The sequence below is a fragment of the Arachnia propionica genome (assembly GCF_037055325.1).
Lineage (GTDB): Bacteria > Actinomycetota > Actinomycetes > Propionibacteriales > Propionibacteriaceae > Arachnia.
Genome location: NZ_CP146373.1, coordinates 876,694 through 891,889 on the forward strand (window position 1 = coordinate 876,694; position 15,196 = coordinate 891,889).

Consider the following 15,196-nt stretch of genomic DNA (forward strand, 5'->3'; position numbering starts at 1 on the left):
AAGAATCACTCCGAGCAGCCACTCACGTTTTCTTTGCTCAGTCGCGTGGGACAACCTTGTCCTTGCCGACGACGACCACACCGCTAGGCGAGACGTGGAAACCTCGATCCCGGTCATGGTCGTGGTCGACACCAATCTGCGCCCCGTCCTCGACGAGAACGTGCTTGTCGAGGATGGCACGACGCACCACCGCGTCCCGACCGACACGCGCACCGTCCATTAGCACGGAATCCGAGACCTGGGACCACTTATCGATGCGCACGTTCGGCCCCAGCACGGTACGGTCCACCTCGCCGCCGGAAATGATGCATCCGGGATTGACGATGGAGTCCTCCGCCTTTCCGCGAATGACGAATTTTGCCCCGGGCGCTTGAGACTGGTTCGTCAGCAAAGGCCAGTCGCTGTTGTAGAGGTTGAACTCCGGATCCACGGAGACCAGGTCCATGTGGGCCTCATGGTAGGCATCGATCGTACCGACGTCGCGCCAGTAGTTGAGGTCCTTGTCAGTTGCCCCGGGAACTACGTTGTCCTTGAAGTCGTAGACCTGAGACTGCCCCTGGGCCGTGAACCACGGGACGATGTCACCGCCCATGTCATGCTTGGCCGTTGGGTTCTCCGCATCGGCCCGGAGCGCTTCCACCAGCGCGTGCCGGGAAAAGATGTAGTTGCCCATCGAGGCGAATGACTCATTCGGTGAGTCCGGCAGCCCCGGCGGATCGGCGGGTTTCTCCAAGAAGTTCTTGATGCGTTTGTCCTCGCCTGCATCAATGATGCCAAAAGCACTGGCCTCACTGCGGGGTACACGGATCCCCGCGACCGTACAGCCGAGTCCGGAATCGATGTGAGCATCCACCATCTGCTCGATGTCCATCCGGTAGATGTTGTCCGCGCCGAACACGACGACATAGTCGGGATTGGCATCACGGATCAGGTTGAGCGACTGGTAGATGGCGTCGGCGGATCCCTGATACCAGCGGGGACCCAAACGCTGCTGAGCGGGAACGGGCGTCACATAAGCGCCCATGAGGGTTGAGAACCGCCACGTCATGGAGATGTGCCGGTCTAGGGAGTGGGATTTGTACTGGGTCAGGACCGCGACCTGGGTCAACCCAGAGTTCGCGAGATTGGACAAGACGAAGTCGATCAGCCGATAACTGCCTCCGAACGGCACTGCTGGCTTGGCGCGATCGGAGGTCAGCGGCATCAACCTCTTCCCCTCGCCACCAGCGAGGACGATTGACAGGATCTTCGGGCGTGCCACCATGCTTGAAACCTAGCGCTTCACCGGGTCCCTTACAACAGCTTCGGGAAGATATCATTGCTGAGCATGAAACTGTCGCTGCTGACTCGTGAGTATCCACCATCGATTTACGGCGGTGCGGGGGTCCATGTGGCCCAGCTCGTCCCGCAGCTCAGGAAGTTCATCGACGTCGATGTTCACTGCATGGGAGAACCCCGTGACGGCGCCCTCGCGCATCCGGAATCCTGGCCAACCGGGGCAAACGCGGCCCTACGGGTGCTGGGAGCCGACCTGTCAATGGCCGCCGCCATCGCCGAGGACACCGATGTGCTGCACTCCCATACCTGGTACGCCAACATGGGAGGTCACCTGGCAGGGCTGATGCTGGACCGCGCCCACGTAGTAACCTCGCATTCGCTGGAACCACACCGCCCCTGGAAGGCGGAACAGCTGGGAGGCGGGTATCGGGTGTCCTCATGGGCCGAGAAAACCGCCTTCGAAGCTGCCAACGCCGTCATCTCCGTGTCCGAGGGGATGCGCAAAGACGTCCTTGCCTCCTACCCGAATCTTGACCCCGACAGGGTGTTCGTGGTCAAGAACGGAATCGACACCGACGAGTTCAAACCGGACAACGGCACCGACGTGATGCAGGAGTTGGGCATTGACCTGGACCTTCCGACCGTGGTGTTCGTGGGTCGCATCACCCGCCAGAAAGGACTCATCCACCTGGTGCGGGCAGCCCAGCAGTTCGATCCCGAAACCCAGGTCGTGCTGCTCGCAGGAGCTCCCGACACCCCGGAGATCGCTGCCGAGTTCGATGACGCGTTCTCGAAACTTCAAGCCAAACGCAGCGCGCCCGTGATCTGGATACCGGAAATGCTTCCCCGGGCCTCCGTGAGACAGGTCATGACCCACGCAACAGTCTTCGCCTGCCCAAGCGTCTACGAGCCTCTCGGAATCGTGAACCTGGAGGCCATGGCATGTGAAACAGCAGTCGTCGCCTCCGCGGTGGGTGGGATCCCGGAGGTTGTGGTGGACGGGACCACGGGGCTGCTCGTCCCCTACGACCCTGCTCAGGCAGCCGATCCCGACTTCATCTCCGGCTTCGAGACAGATTTCGCCACCAAGGTGAACCGTCTCACCAGCGACCCCGCGCTTGCCGAGAAGTTCGGGAAAGCTGGAAGGCAGCGTTGCATCGATGAGTTCTCATGGGAGCAGATCGCGAAGGAGACCATCGCGGTCTACGAGAAGGCCATTGCTTTCCACGGAAATCGCTGAAGACTGAAGGTCGCCCGGGAGAAACCTCCCGGGCGACCCTGTCAAGGTGGATTCGGTCGTACTCAGCCAACGACGCCCTTTAGGGCGTTGAGCAGATCGGTTGCCTCCGTGGCATTCATCTCAACCACCAGTCGTCCCCCGCCATCAACCGGAACGCGCATCACAATGCCACGCCCCTCCTTCGCGACCTCCATGGGTCCGTCTCCCGTGCGGGGTTTCATCGCTGCCATGTGCCAAACCTCAATCCTTGGAGTCCAAGTGAACTCCTCCATTATTCCGCATCTGCAAAGTCCCTGATGCATCAACCAGGCTGGGATTGACCGGGGACGGCGCTTCCAAACCAGCGACGAGCCCGGCAGCAGGCTGCCCAGAACGCACACCAAGATTCTCGACAATCCGATTGATCACTACATCAACGGCCTGCATGTCGTAGCCTCCGGCGACGACGTCGAACTGAGGAGGCCCCGGCGGCGGTTGCCGTTCGGCCTCTGCCACGAACTGGTCCACCTGCGCCTGCTCATAGCCAACCGAGACAGTGGGAAGGCGTAGTTGCCTCACGAACTTCTCCCCGAAGGGAAGATCTGGGATGAAGGCCTTGGGCCTGTCATTCACCGGCTCAGGCATCTCCCCGAGCCGCCCGGTCCCTGCCCAGGCCGCCAGGACGAGAACCACCATGAAAACTGCCCCGAAGACCCAGATCATGCGTCAGAGCCTACTGTTCGGATTCGGTCAGGAGATCCCATGGCAGCGATTGCCTCATCAACATCATCAGTAAGAGTGATCAACTCCAGATCACCCGGACTGATGAACCCGCCGGCTTTGACCTGCTGTGTGATCCAATCGAGCAGCGGCCCCCAGAAATGACTTCCGAACAACACCACCGGGAAGTGGGTCACTTTGCCGGTCTGAATCAGCGTCAGCGACTCGAACAACTCATCGAGGGTGCCGAAGCCGCCGGGCATCGTGACGAATCCACGCGAGTACTTCAGGAACATCGTCTTGCGGGCGAAGAAATAGCGGAAGTTGATGCCAAGCCCGACGTAGGGGTTGAGCCCCTGCTCGTGGGGAAGCTCAATCCCCAACCCCACGGATGTGCCACCCCCCTCGACGGCCCCTTTGTTGCCTGCTTCCATGATGCCGGGCCCACCACCAGTGATGATGGCGAACCCTTTTTCCACGAGGCCCCGGGCAATCTGTTCCGCTGCGCGGTACATCGGATCGGTGGGACTGATTCGTGCTGAACCGAAGATGCTGACGGCAGCGGGAAGATCGTGGAGGGTGTCGAATCCTTCCACAAATTCGGCCTGGATACGCAGCACCCGCCACGGGTCCTTACTGGCCCATTCGTCCCCGTCGGAACCAAGAAGGGCCTCGTCAGCGGTCAGTACCTCATTGTGGGCCTGGCCACGCAGCACCACAGCTCCTTGACGGCGTTCGGTCATCAGGCTCCTCCTTCATGCAAGCCAGCGGCGAAGACCGTCGGCGCAAATCCTCAGGTGATCGGCTGGGCAGCGTTCGTCGTCACGGTGAGCCAGCGACGAATCCCCGGGACCATAGTTGACCGCAGGAATCCCGAGTGCGGAAAAACGGGACACATCGGTCCAACCGTACTTGGGGAGCGCCTCCCCACCGACCGCGTTGACGAACTCCTGCGCAAGCGGTCGATCCAGCCCGGGTCTAGCCGCCCGGGACAGGTCGGTCACCTCGAATGTGTACCCGTCGAAGACCTCCCTCAGGTACCCAAGAGCCTCGTCGAGGCTCTTGTCGGGTGCGAACCGGTAGTTGATCTCTACCCATGCCTGAGGCGGAATGACGTTGCCTGCCACTCCCCCACCGATGCGAACGGCGTTGAGACCCTCCCGATACTCCAGACCCTCCACCTCGATCCTCCTCGGTTCGTAGGCAGCAAGCCGTGTGAGCAGGTCCGCTAGGCCATGGACTGCGTTGTTTCCCATCCAGGCGCGGGCGCTGTGGGCGGCCTTGCCTTCGATGGTGATTCTGATGCGGATGGTTCCCTGGCATCCTCCCTCGACCCGGGCTCCTGTCGGCTCCATGAGGACCGCAAAATCTGCCTCGAGCAAGTCCGGGCGGTTGTCCGCAAGCCGCCCGAGACCGTTCAGGGAGGCGTCCACCTCCTCGTGGTCGTAGAACACCCAGGTGACGTCGAAACGGGGTTGATCGAGTTCGCAAGCAAGCTTTAATGCGACTGCCACCCCGCCCTTCATGTCCACAGTGCCCCTGCCGTGGATCACAACCCCTTCCGGAGTTTCCTCCACCGTGCTCGGAAGGTTTCCGGCCACTGGAACGGTGTCAAGATGACCGGCCACCACCACTCGCTGCTCACGACCGAGCCGGGTCCGGGCCACCACACAGTCACCGTCGCGCACCACCTCGAGATGAGACTGAGCGCGAAGCAGTTCCTCTACCAGGTCCGCAAGCTGCTTCTCATTCCCGGAAACGCTCTCGACGTCAACGACGGAACGTAGCAGGGTAACAAGATCGGCGTGGGGGTCAAGATTCATGGCTGCGAGCCTACTGCCACACACACCAGCAATAACCACGAAGTACCCCATGACTGTAGGGTTCGTTTGATGCGGGCAGGTCAGCGACCGGAGATCCCTCGAGGTCATCGCTGCACCTGGGACCTGTCCCGGGATCGTTGTCGCCCGTGTTCACTACACTTGCCCGCATGACTGACGTTCCTCGCCAGGGCTGGGGCTGGGGCCTCGCCACCATTCACGCCTCCGGTTCCGTTCTCGACGTGTTCTACCCAGAACCACGAATCGGCGGTGAGGTCACCAGGGAGGCCCCCGAGTCGTTGCTGGCAGCCCAGTTCACGGACGACCTGCGCCACGTCACCACGAAGGTGGTGTGCGTGGTCATTGACCTCGACACCGCCCCCAAGAACACTGAGGACGCCTACCTGCGGCTGCACCTGCTCAGCCATCGCCTGGTCCAGCCACACGGGCTCAACCTCGACGGCATCTTCAGTAAGCTGCCGAACAACGCCTGGACCAGTCATGGCCCGGTCCGTGTAGAGGATGTGGCTCGTCTCCGCACATCGCTTCGCGGCCAAGGCGAGACTCTACTGGTCTTCGGCGTGGACAAATTCCCACGCATGACCGACTACGTCGTCCCCGCGGGAGTTCGTATCGGGGACGCGGACCGGGTGCGATTGGGGGCTCATCTGGCCTCCGGCACCACCGTGATGCACGAGGGGTTCGTGAACTTCAACGCCGGCACACTGGGAACCTCTATGGTCGAAGGACGCATCTCCGCCGGGGTGGTCGTCGGCGATGGTTCCGACATCGGCGGCGGTGCCTCCATCATGGGCACCCTCTCCGGAGGCGGCAAGGAAGTCATCCGCATCGGTGAGCGCTGTTTGCTCGGAGCGGAATCCGGAGTCGGGATCTCGCTGGGTGACGATTGCATCGTGGAGGCCGGGCTCTACGTGACTGCAGGCACGAAGGTGGAGTTGCCCGACGGTCGCGTGGTCAAGGCCCGGGAACTCTCCGGCGTCCCCGGCCTTTTGTTCCTGAGGGATTCACAATCAGGAAAAGTCGTGGTCAAACCACGTCAAGGCAGCACTGTTGAACTGAACGACGAACTGCACGCCAACTGACATGCGCAAGAAGACAGCAATACTCCTGGTTACAGCACTCGTGATAGTGGGCCTCCTCGGCTTCGGCGCCTGGAAGGGATACGAGTGGTTCATCACCCGCACGACTCCGAACGCCTGCTATCTACAGGTCGCGGGTGTGGAGGAACCGCTCCGGCTCACCAACGAGCAGGCGAGAAACGCCTCCATCATCGTCGCAGAGTCGTACAACCGTGGCCTGTCCGAGCAAGCGGCGGTGATTGCCCTCGCCACGGCGTGGCAAGAATCGGGACTACGGAACCTCAACTACGGCGATCGAGACTCCCTCGGACTGTTCCAGCAACGTCCTTCCTACGACTGGGGCACTGAGGAGCAGATCATGGATCCGTGGTACAGCTCCGGTCGGTTCTACGAGGAGCTGATCAAATTCGAAAACTGGGAGAGCACCGATGTCAACGACATCGCCCAGAAGGTGCAGCGTTCCGGGCACCCCGAGGCCTACAGGAAGCACGAAACCAATGCGCGCGCCCTGGCCGGAGCTTTCCGGGGCTCCAGGGAGGGCGTCTTCGCCTGCATCAACCGAGACGCCAGCGGCACAGACCGCAGTGTTTTGGACAAAGTGGTGGCAGCCGTCCCCGGTGTCAGCCTCCAGAACAACGGCTCCGACCTGACCATGACGGCGAACGATGCTGATTCCGCCTGGTCGGTCACTCATCTGGCCATCGCCAATGCCACGGACCTCGGCATCGAAAAAGTGAGCGTCGGTGGAAACGAATGGAAACAGGGGGAACGAACCTGGAAGGACCTCCAGCCGGTTTCTGGTAACTCGGTGACGGTGACCATGAAACTCAGGTCGTGACCCACGCCGGGGTGAGATTGGAGTGAGATCACACAGCCCCGGAGGAAGCCCATGTTGCTGAACCGACGAACTCTGATCCTCGCAGGTCTGGCGGTCGCTGCGGTGAGCGGTTGCTCGGTCGAATCCAAGGTGGAATTCCTGACGGGAACCGCCACATACGTGGCGCAGAATCCAGGCAATCCCCTGGCCAGGGTTGCCGCTACAGCCTCGCAACAGATCGGCTGGCGTCTGCTCGTGCAGGGCGATCGCACGAAAAACCAGCTGCTTTCCCCGGCCTCGTTGTGTGCAGCCCTGGCCTTGGCCGGTCTCGGGGCCTCGGGAGCCTCCGCGACCGCCCTGGACGAGCTGTTCGGGATGAACTCCGAGGACCGGGCGGTCGGTATTAGCGCATTGCGGGCCGGTCTGGCAGACTACGCTTCCTTGCCGGAGAGCATCGATGCGAAGAACCCGCCCGAGAAACCGATCATCAATTTGGCGTCCCGTCTCTTGATCTGCAGTGACGTCCAGCCCACGTCTCCTTTCCTGGATGCCATCCGGAAACATTTCGACGCCTCGGTGGAGAAGGTGAAGAACTCCGATGCCCAGGCCAGTCTGGATGCCTGGGCCAAGAAGAACACCGCTGGGCTGATCGAGCAGTCAGGAATAGCGGTGGATCATAATACGGCGCTAGTGGTGCAGGATGCCCTGCTGTTCGCCTCCCGCTGGGAAACGCAGTTCACATCCGACGACGCCCCGCTCACTTTCACTACTGGGAGCGGGGAGACCGTGGAGAGTAAGGCCCTGTCGGACAGCTTCTTCGTCCGGGTCGCCTCCGGGCAGGGTTGGCAGGCCGTTCGGCTGCCCTATGACGAAAACCTCGCCATGGATGTCATTCTCCCGGACCGGGGAATCCACCCGTTGACGTGGGACGCTCATGTGTTGCAGGAGACCCACGAGAAGCTGAGTGCGGCCCCCGAGGGCAGAGTCAATGTCACCATGCCCCCCGCCGACCTGGCCGCGAAACGCAACCTCAAGGAGGAATTCACCCAGTTGGGGGTGGACCTCGAGCATCTCGACGGCATCTTCGACGGTGCTGGAGCAAACCAGGCCGTCCAGCAGGTGCGCCTCCAGGTGAATGCGAAGGGCACCGTCGGCGCAGCCCTGACGGAAGTCGAAATCCCTGTGAGCGCCCCCGTGGACCCGCCGACCGCGCTCGTGATGGACCATCCCTACGTGATGCGGGTGCTGGACGTCCGCACGGGATGGCCGCTGTTCCTGGCCGTGGTGTCGGATCCCGGGGCGAAATGATCCGGTACCGGAACCGTCTGAACCACCCGGCGCTCCGAACCCCAGCCGGAACCCGTCCCTGCCGTGATCAGTTGCCCTGAGGCTGCTCCCCCAGCCGGGCGGCGGCGGAGGCGATTCGCTCATCCGTGGCAGTGAGGGCGACGCGGACGTGAGAGCCGCTGAGGGTTCCGTAGAAGTCCCCCGGGGCGGCGAGAATCCCGCGCTGCGCGAGCCACGCGATGGTGTCCCGGCACGGTTCATCACGGGTAACCCACAGGTACAGCGACCCCTCGGAGTCATCCACCCGGAAGCCTGCGGCCTCCAGGGCAGGGCGAAGCACGGCGCGCCTGGCCAGGTAACGCCGCCGTTGCTCCTCCACGTGCTCCTGATCTGCTAGCAGGGCTTTCAGGGCGGCCTGGATCGGGCCGGGAACCATCATGCCGAGGTGTTTACGGGCCTGCACCAGGTCCTGCACCACCACCGGATCACCTGCGACGAACCCGGCACGGTATCCGGCGGCATTCGAGCGCTTCGAGACAGAGTGCACCGCCAGCAGTCCGGAGAGGTTGCCGTCGTTGACACGCGGATCGAGGACGCTGAGAGTCTCTTTGTCCCAGGCGAACTCTCCGTAACATTCGTCGCTGGCCAGCACGGCCCCCTCGCGGCGAGCAGACACCACCCAGGCGCGCAGCTGCTCCGGGGAGAGGATGCGACCCGAAGGGTTGGCGGGCGAGTTGATCCAGATCAGCTTGGTTCCTGCCGGGATGGCATCGGGATCGTCGCAGGCCACAGGGCTGGTACCTGCCGCCCGGGCACCCACCTCATAGGTCGGATAGGCGATCCCGGGATGGATCACGACATCGCCTGCCCCCAGGCCGAGGAAGGTGGGCAGCCAACCGACCACTTCCTTCGTGCCGATCACGGGCAGCACGGACTCGTGCCGCAGGCCACGCGCTTTCCATCGGCGTTGCAGGTAACCGACGATGCCGTCACGAAGCTCCGGGGTACCCCAGACCGTCGGGTACCCGTGGGCATCCGACGCGGCTGCCAGCGCATCCTTAGCGATTTCCGGGGTGGGGTCCACCGGCGTTCCAACGGACAGATCAACGATCCCGCCAGGATGCTCTCTGGCCACACGCCTGGCCTCCGTCAAGGAGTCCCAGGGGAAATCAGGCAATTGTTTTGCCAGGGACATCATTCGCCCTGCGGGGGAAGCTGCTCCACTGTCGGATGATCCTGGTCAACGGGGCCAAGTCGCGCAGCCCCGCCGGGTGAACCGAGGTTTTCAAAGAACTGGGCGTTGATGTCGAAGTATTCTTCCTGCTCCTCAGGCAGGTCGTCCTCGTAGTAAATGGCCTCCACTGGACACACAGGTTCACACGCCCCGCAGTCCACGCACTCCTCGGGATGAATGTAGAGCATCCGGTTGCCCTCGTAGATGCAATCGACGGGACATTCTTCCACGCAGGCCCTGTCCTTCACGTCAACGCACGGCAAGGCAATGATGTAGGTCACTTCACTCCTTCTGGTTCTTCCGCGAGAAGCTTAGCGCGCGGCACCGGATTCAGCTGCGTCCCACGGCCTCAGGAACCACAGGTGACCTTGTCCCCAGCGGAGTAGGTCCACGAGTAGTCCTCGGTTTTTGCCACCTCTCCGTTCTTGTAGAACAACCGCTTCCAGGTGGCCGTGAAGCCCTGAATAGATTCCTGGGGCTCGCAGCCCGGGGTGTTCACGACGCGCTCTCCACCCGAGTAGTAATTGGATTTCACCGGCTCTGTCGACTCCACTTTGTCCCATGTCGGGCGGGACCAGATCCGGAAGGTGAGGCTTCCCTTGCCACCCGATGTGGATGGGATGTTCACCCCTTGAATGTAGGCCGGGTAATCGGTGTTGTTCTTGAACTTCATGTCGAAGCTGCCGTAGTAGATGGTGGCTTCACGGCCCGCCGGATAGCGGGGAAAATACAAGCTGTGGGGTCGGTGCTCGACATCTTCGTAGCCAGCGAAGAAACCGGCGTTGTACATGGTGGTCGCGGCCTGGGAGATGCCACCACCGGATTCCTTGACCAGTAGGCCACCATTGATGACGTAGCCATCGGTGAAACCGTTTTCCGGGGTACGGGGTCCTAGGGTGTCGTTGAGGCTGAACGTCTCGCCGGGAAGAAGCACCTTGCCGTTGATGAGCTCTGCTGCTCGTCCCAAATTCTTGTTCCGGTAGTCAGCATGGGGGTACTCGGTGGTGAATTCCCCGATCACCTGGGTAGGTTTGAGGGCTTCCGCCTGCTCGGTGGAGAACTCCGCAGACCCTTCAAGCACTTCAACTGTGGTGGTCCGGGCCTCACCGCTCTGGACCGCGGCCTTGGTGACGCCTTCTGCCAAGCCTTTCATGTCGACCTGCTGGCCACCCTCGGCAGGAACCACCTCGATGGTTTCGCCCTTGAGTGTGTAACTGGCATTCTTACCTGTCACCAAGCCAAGACCGGCACGGGCCTCGGCGGTCACCTTCAACAGCTGCTCCGGGCTGAGGTGCGGGACCAGCTTGCCGTCCTCGACCAGGAAGGTAGTGACCGCTGCGATCTGTTCTGGACTCACCTGGAAACTCTTGTCACGAACCTGCACCGTGACGGGACCAGAAAGCGCTGGAGTCGCGAAACTCGCAACTGCCTCGTCCACCATTGCTGACGTGACGGCCGGAGGTTGTGCCTTCGTAACGACCGCAACCTCACGGGCACCAGATTTCATGGCGTCGGCGACCACCGTGCTGGTGGCATCCACGTCCAGGACCACCGCATCGGTGGATTCGGTCCGGCTGATCGCGCCGTCCGCAAAGGCGAGCGTGGCGTCAGTGCCCTCAATCGTGAAGACCGGGGCATGGGTGGTCAGCGTCTCTTTGAGTTTCTCGGAATCGACACTCTTCGGCAGTTCCGTCGGGCCACCGCCCACCAAGGTCTTGAACACGTCAACCGGATTCAGGCTCGCTCCCCCAGCCGCTTTCACGGCACCCGCATAGTCAACGCTCAAGCCGCTGTCCATAGGCGTGAGTTCAACAGTGTGCTCTTTGTCGTCAGTTATGGTCACAGCCGCCTCGTACCGAGACCCCAACTCGGTGCGCAGCCGCTGCTCTGCTTCGGCAGGATGCAGCCCACCGATCGCCACTCCTTCAACTGTGGTGTTGGCCGGCACCTTGTCACCAGCCATGAGATAGGCCGCCGCATAGGCGCCTCCCAGCAGCACGACGAGTCCGATGCCACTTCCTATCAACCATTTCCTGAGCCGCAATGGGGGTTTCTTGCTGGTCAACTCCGGTCCTTCTCTTGTCACTGCTCATGGGGAATGAGCCCGCCCCATGGTACGCGAGTAGGCTGTCACGTTGGCCGGGGGTCACAGGAGGGAGACGACGTGGGACTCAGGACACGGCTGAAAGCAACCGGATTGCCCCGTACTGCATGGGTATTGGCAACCACAACCTTCCTCATCGCCGTCGGCTTCGGGGTCGTGATCCCGGTACTGAGCCCCTTCGCACGCACCTTCGGGGCCGACAACTTCCAGCTCGGGCTGGTGGTATCCATGTTCGCCCTGATGAGGCTGGTTAGCAGCCCGTTCGTCACCCGAATCGGGCAGGCCATTGGGGAACGTAACGCACTCACCCTGGGAATGATCATCGTGGCCATCACCACTTTCGGGGTGGCGTTGTCCCCCAACCTGTGGTGGATGATAACGGTGCGGGCCCTCGGCGGAATCGGCTCCGCGATGTTCACCATTGCGGCCATGAACCTGCTGATCTCCACCACACCACAACACGTGAGGGGACGCGCATCAGGCCTGAACCAGGGCGGTTTCCTGCTCGGCAACATGGCCGGCCCCGCCATCGGGGGTCTGCTGGGTTCGATCTCCCTACATGCGCCTTTTTATTTCTATTCCGGGATGTTGGTGGTAGCCGGGTTGTTCGCTCTGCTGCTGCTCCCGGCAAGATGCGACCCTCTGCCGACTGCATCGAAGAAACCTCGGACACTCCGGGAGACGTCACGGGACATCCGCTACCGGGCCGCCTGTCTTCTCGGATTTGCCCAAGGCTGGCAGTCGATCGGAGTGCGCGCCACCCTGATCCCGGTGATCATCACCGAGACATACGCCTTGGAAACCGGGTGGACTGGTATGGCCTTCGCAATCGCGGCGGTGTTCCAGGCCGCGGCGCTGACACCTGCGGGATTGGCAACTGACCGGATCGGTCGCAAACCCGTCATGGTGACGAGCGGATTGGTGTGTGGCTTGTCGGCCATCGCCATGCCCTTCGCCCCCGGGATCTGGGTGCTCATCCCGCTGCTGTGCATCTACGGGATCGGCGCGGCCATGCAGGGCACCGCGCCCGCCGCCGCGGTGGGCGACGCCTCAGGTGGACGTGGCGGCACCCCAGTCGCGGCCTACTCCATGATCGTCGACCTAGGGGCGATCATCGGGCCCGTCGCCGTCGGTGGTCTGGTGGATGTCACCAATTACCAGGTGGGTTTCGCCGTCGGTGGTGCGCTCCTGTTGCTGGGCAGTTTCACCGCTTCCTTCATCCCGCAGAAACTGGACCGATCCTTCCTGAAACCACCAGTTCCCGAAGATGGTAGCGACTGAGAGGTCAGTGCTCGAATTCGATCCCCAGGGCCTTCAGGAGAGGCCAGGATTCGGACGGGCTCAATTTCAGTCCCTTCGTCCGGTTCTCCCGGGGATCGAACACGTAGCCGAAGGAGCCAACGAGGCTGGCCCCTTCGAGATCGGTCTGGTTAAATCTAGTCCCCTGCAGATCGCAGTTGTTCATCCCAGCATTCGTGAGCCGAGTCTCGGAAAAATCCGCCTCACGGATCGAACAATCGCTAAAACTACACCGCGCCAGCTCCGCACCCACGAACCAACAGAAGTCCATGTTGCAGTGCACGAACTCCAACGGACACGCAGCGAACCTGTTGACATGTGCCAGTGCCCAGTTGATCCCGGAGAGCTTCGCGCCGGTGAACCTGCACTCCCCCAGGTTGGCATCCGTCAGGTCTGCACCGGAGAAGCTGCAGTCCTCGAAACTGCACTGGTTGAAGGACGCACCGATCAAAACCGCCTTTTCCAGGTTCACACCCCTGAAAACGCAGTTCTCGAACTCGATACCCCGCAGCCCTCCGCCGGGCAGGCTTCCCTCGATTGTGGCCTCGATCACCGACCCCGGAGAGGTGCCTGCCAGTTCCGCTAGGGACAGCGCGGGAGCCATATCAGCGCACTTTGATGCTCAAGGGCAGGCTCAGTACGCCATGGATCGGGAGCCCGATCAAGTCGGCAGCACGCATCAACAGATCGTCAACCGTCGGAATGGCAACCCGAGCAGACTCAGTGCGATGTTCGCTAGAGCGCGCGGGGATGATCCTCTCCAGCACGGAGCCGACACCGATCCTGACCGGCGTGGCCTCCTCGGGGTCGATATCCGCCAATGCGCAGGCGCGCCGCCAGGCCAAGCTCCAGTCCCCGACATGATCTACCAAACCCCGTTCGCAGGCGTCGGCTCCACTCCACACCCTGCCCTTGGCCAGCGATTCCAGGTGTTCGTAATCCATGGCACGGTCTTGCGCCGCCAGGGTCGTGAACTGCTGATAGATGCGATCGAGTTCGACATTGAGGCGATCCCAGTCCTCGGAGGAGAACTCCGTGGCTGAGCTGAGCATCCCTGACGCCGCCCCAATCCGGATCGGTTCTCGCTTCAGTCCCAGTTTCTCGTAGAGCTCACGGGTCACGAACTTGCCGGCCAGAACGCCGATGGAACCCGTCAGCGTGGTCGCGTAGGCGACTATTTCGTTGCAGGGCATCGAGACGTAGTAGCCGCCCGAGGCAGCCAGAGCACCCATCCGAGCCACCACGGGACGACCGGACTCGCGTAGCCGCAGGATGCTACGACGGATGAAGTCGGAGGCGACAGCCGACCCACCGGGACTGTCGACCTCGAACAGCACCGCTTTGATCTGATCGTCACGCAGGACAGCCCGGAAGTGTTCGTCCACCACATCGGCGCCGACGCTAGGGCCTGTGAAGTTTCCGGGACGCCCCCGACCGGTCTCGATGGGACCACGCAGGCTGACGACCGCAACCTTCGGTCGGTCCCTCCGGAACGCTCTCGCAAGATTGGGGCGTGGCTGGTAGCGAGATACGTAGAGCAGATCGTCAGGTTTTGCTGCCCAATCGGCGAGCGCCCTGGCGTAGGCCTCGTCGCGGTAGCCGATCTCGTCGATGAGACCCATTTCCTTGGCACGTTCCGGCACCACCGGGGAGTCATTGACGGCCTCCCACACGGTTTCTAGCGCCACTCCTCGGCGCCTGGCGATGACCGCCACGGTGTCGTCCACAGCGGACTGGGCCAGGCGTTGGGTCATCTCCCGGTTGGCTTCGGTGATCTCAGGCGCCGCGAACTGGTCCGCTGCGGTCTTGTACTCGTGACGCTGTCCGAACTGCGGGGTGACCCCGGCCTTCTCCAGCAACCCACGGAAGAGGGTGATGTCGACCTCGACGCCGCCGATGCCAAGCCCACCGGTGGGCTGGAGCCAGATGGTGCGGCATGCTGTGGCGAGCTTGTAGGCGGCCAAGGAGTTGCCGAGTTCCCCGAACGACTCGGCCCACGCCATGGTCGGTCGTCCCGCCCCGAAGGTCTCGATCAGCTGGGCGATCTCGTCCATCACCGTCATCGGCTGGCCGCAGTCCACGGCGTGAACGATCAGCCCGGCGACACGCTCATCTTTCCCCGCAGCCTCGAGGTGTTCGCGAAGGTTGCTGACCGCAGTCGCACCCACCACCTGAAGCATCTGCAAGGGGTTCCGCGGAAAGGTCTCCAGCACCCCCCGGGCAAGGTCAAGTTCGAGCACAATACGCCGGGTGGAGCGTGGCAACTTGTCGAAGAAGGACTTGAGCACCATGTGGCAAGCCTACCGACAGCCACCAAC

General features: G+C 62.3%; 15 protein-coding genes. 5 read left to right on the plus strand and 10 right to left on the minus strand.

What is annotated here, in order from left to right; translation table 11 throughout:
* Positions 1-37: 37 nt before the first annotated feature.
* Complete coding sequence (gene glgC, locus V7R84_RS04155) at positions 38-1,264, minus strand: glucose-1-phosphate adenylyltransferase (protein WP_338572334.1); 1,227 nt, start codon at positions 1,262-1,264, stop codon at positions 38-40.
* Positions 1,265-1,327: 63 nt separating this feature from the next.
* Here glgC and glgA point away from each other — a divergent pair, with 63 nt between their 5' ends.
* The gene (gene glgA / locus V7R84_RS04160) at positions 1,328-2,518 is read left to right on the plus strand and encodes a glycogen synthase (RefSeq protein WP_338572336.1); all 1,191 of its coding nucleotides are present in this window, start codon (positions 1,328-1,330) and stop codon (positions 2,516-2,518) included.
* 62 nt (positions 2,519-2,580) lie between these two features.
* Here glgA and V7R84_RS04165 read toward each other — a convergent pair whose 3' ends face one another.
* Genes V7R84_RS04165 through dapE form a run of 4 tightly spaced genes read right to left on the minus strand, consistent with a single transcriptional unit; the run spans position 2,581 to position 5,040 of the window.
* Complete coding sequence (locus V7R84_RS04165) at positions 2,581-2,748, minus strand: DUF3117 domain-containing protein (protein WP_338572338.1); 168 nt, start codon at positions 2,746-2,748, stop codon at positions 2,581-2,583.
* A 10-nt stretch (positions 2,749-2,758) separates the two neighbouring features.
* The gene (locus V7R84_RS04170; protein WP_338572340.1) at positions 2,759-3,220 is read right to left on the minus strand and encodes a hypothetical protein; all 462 of its coding nucleotides are present in this window, start codon (positions 3,218-3,220) and stop codon (positions 2,759-2,761) included.
* Entirely contained in the window at positions 3,217-3,960 is a 744-nt protein-coding gene (locus tag V7R84_RS04175) for a TIGR00730 family Rossman fold protein (RefSeq protein ID WP_338572343.1), read from the minus strand. Before V7R84_RS04175 ends, V7R84_RS04170 begins: the two co-directional genes overlap by 4 nt.
* Positions 3,961-3,972: 12 nt before the next feature.
* Positions 3,973-5,040 carry a succinyl-diaminopimelate desuccinylase gene (gene dapE, locus V7R84_RS04180; protein ID WP_338572345.1) on the minus strand — a complete coding sequence of 356 codons (1,068 nt, stop codon included), beginning with the start codon at positions 5,038-5,040 and terminating at the stop codon, positions 3,973-3,975.
* 167 nt (positions 5,041-5,207) lie between these two features.
* Between dapE and dapD the strand changes: the two genes are divergently transcribed.
* From dapD to V7R84_RS04195, 3 genes are read left to right on the plus strand one after another with little or no spacing between them, the layout of a single operon-like run.
* Complete coding sequence (gene dapD / locus V7R84_RS04185; RefSeq protein WP_338572348.1) at positions 5,208-6,140, plus strand: 2,3,4,5-tetrahydropyridine-2,6-dicarboxylate N-succinyltransferase; 933 nt, start codon at positions 5,208-5,210, stop codon at positions 6,138-6,140.
* Between the two features lies 1 nt (position 6,141).
* Positions 6,142-6,975 carry a hypothetical protein gene (locus V7R84_RS04190; protein ID WP_338572350.1) on the plus strand — a complete coding sequence of 278 codons (834 nt, stop codon included), beginning with the start codon at positions 6,142-6,144 and terminating at the stop codon, positions 6,973-6,975.
* Positions 6,976-7,026: 51 nt separating this feature from the next.
* Entirely contained in the window at positions 7,027-8,262 is a 1,236-nt protein-coding gene (locus V7R84_RS04195; protein WP_338572352.1) for a serpin family protein, read from the plus strand.
* A 67-nt stretch (positions 8,263-8,329) separates the two neighbouring features.
* Here V7R84_RS04195 and dapC read toward each other — a convergent pair whose 3' ends face one another.
* From dapC to V7R84_RS04210, 3 genes are all read right to left on the minus strand, one after another.
* Positions 8,330-9,439: a succinyldiaminopimelate transaminase gene (gene dapC / locus V7R84_RS04200; protein ID WP_412728084.1), complete on the minus strand. Its 1,110-nt coding sequence runs from the start codon at positions 9,437-9,439 to the stop codon at positions 8,330-8,332.
* Positions 9,436-9,756, minus strand: a complete 321-nt coding sequence (gene fdxA, locus V7R84_RS04205) for a ferredoxin (RefSeq protein ID WP_338572354.1) — start codon at positions 9,754-9,756, stop codon at positions 9,436-9,438. Before fdxA ends, dapC begins: the two co-directional genes overlap by 4 nt.
* 68 nt (positions 9,757-9,824) lie before the next feature.
* Positions 9,825-11,540 (minus strand): VanW family protein, encoded by a 1,716-nt coding sequence (locus V7R84_RS04210; RefSeq protein WP_338572356.1) that lies wholly within the window; start codon positions 11,538-11,540, stop codon positions 9,825-9,827.
* 99 nt (positions 11,541-11,639) lie between these two features.
* Between V7R84_RS04210 and V7R84_RS04215 the strand changes: the two genes are divergently transcribed.
* Positions 11,640-12,860 (plus strand): MFS transporter, encoded by a 1,221-nt coding sequence (locus V7R84_RS04215; RefSeq protein ID WP_338572359.1) that lies wholly within the window; start codon positions 11,640-11,642, stop codon positions 12,858-12,860.
* Between the two features lie 4 nt (positions 12,861-12,864).
* On the opposite strand, the gene V7R84_RS04220 is transcribed toward V7R84_RS04215, so the two are convergent.
* The gene (locus V7R84_RS04220) at positions 12,865-13,482 is read right to left on the minus strand and encodes a pentapeptide repeat-containing protein (protein ID WP_338572361.1); all 618 of its coding nucleotides are present in this window, start codon (positions 13,480-13,482) and stop codon (positions 12,865-12,867) included.
* A 1-nt stretch (position 13,483) separates the two neighbouring features.
* Positions 13,484-15,169, minus strand: a complete 1,686-nt coding sequence (locus tag V7R84_RS04225) for a S49 family peptidase (protein ID WP_338572364.1) — start codon at positions 15,167-15,169, stop codon at positions 13,484-13,486.
* Positions 15,170-15,196: the final 27 nt, after the last annotated feature.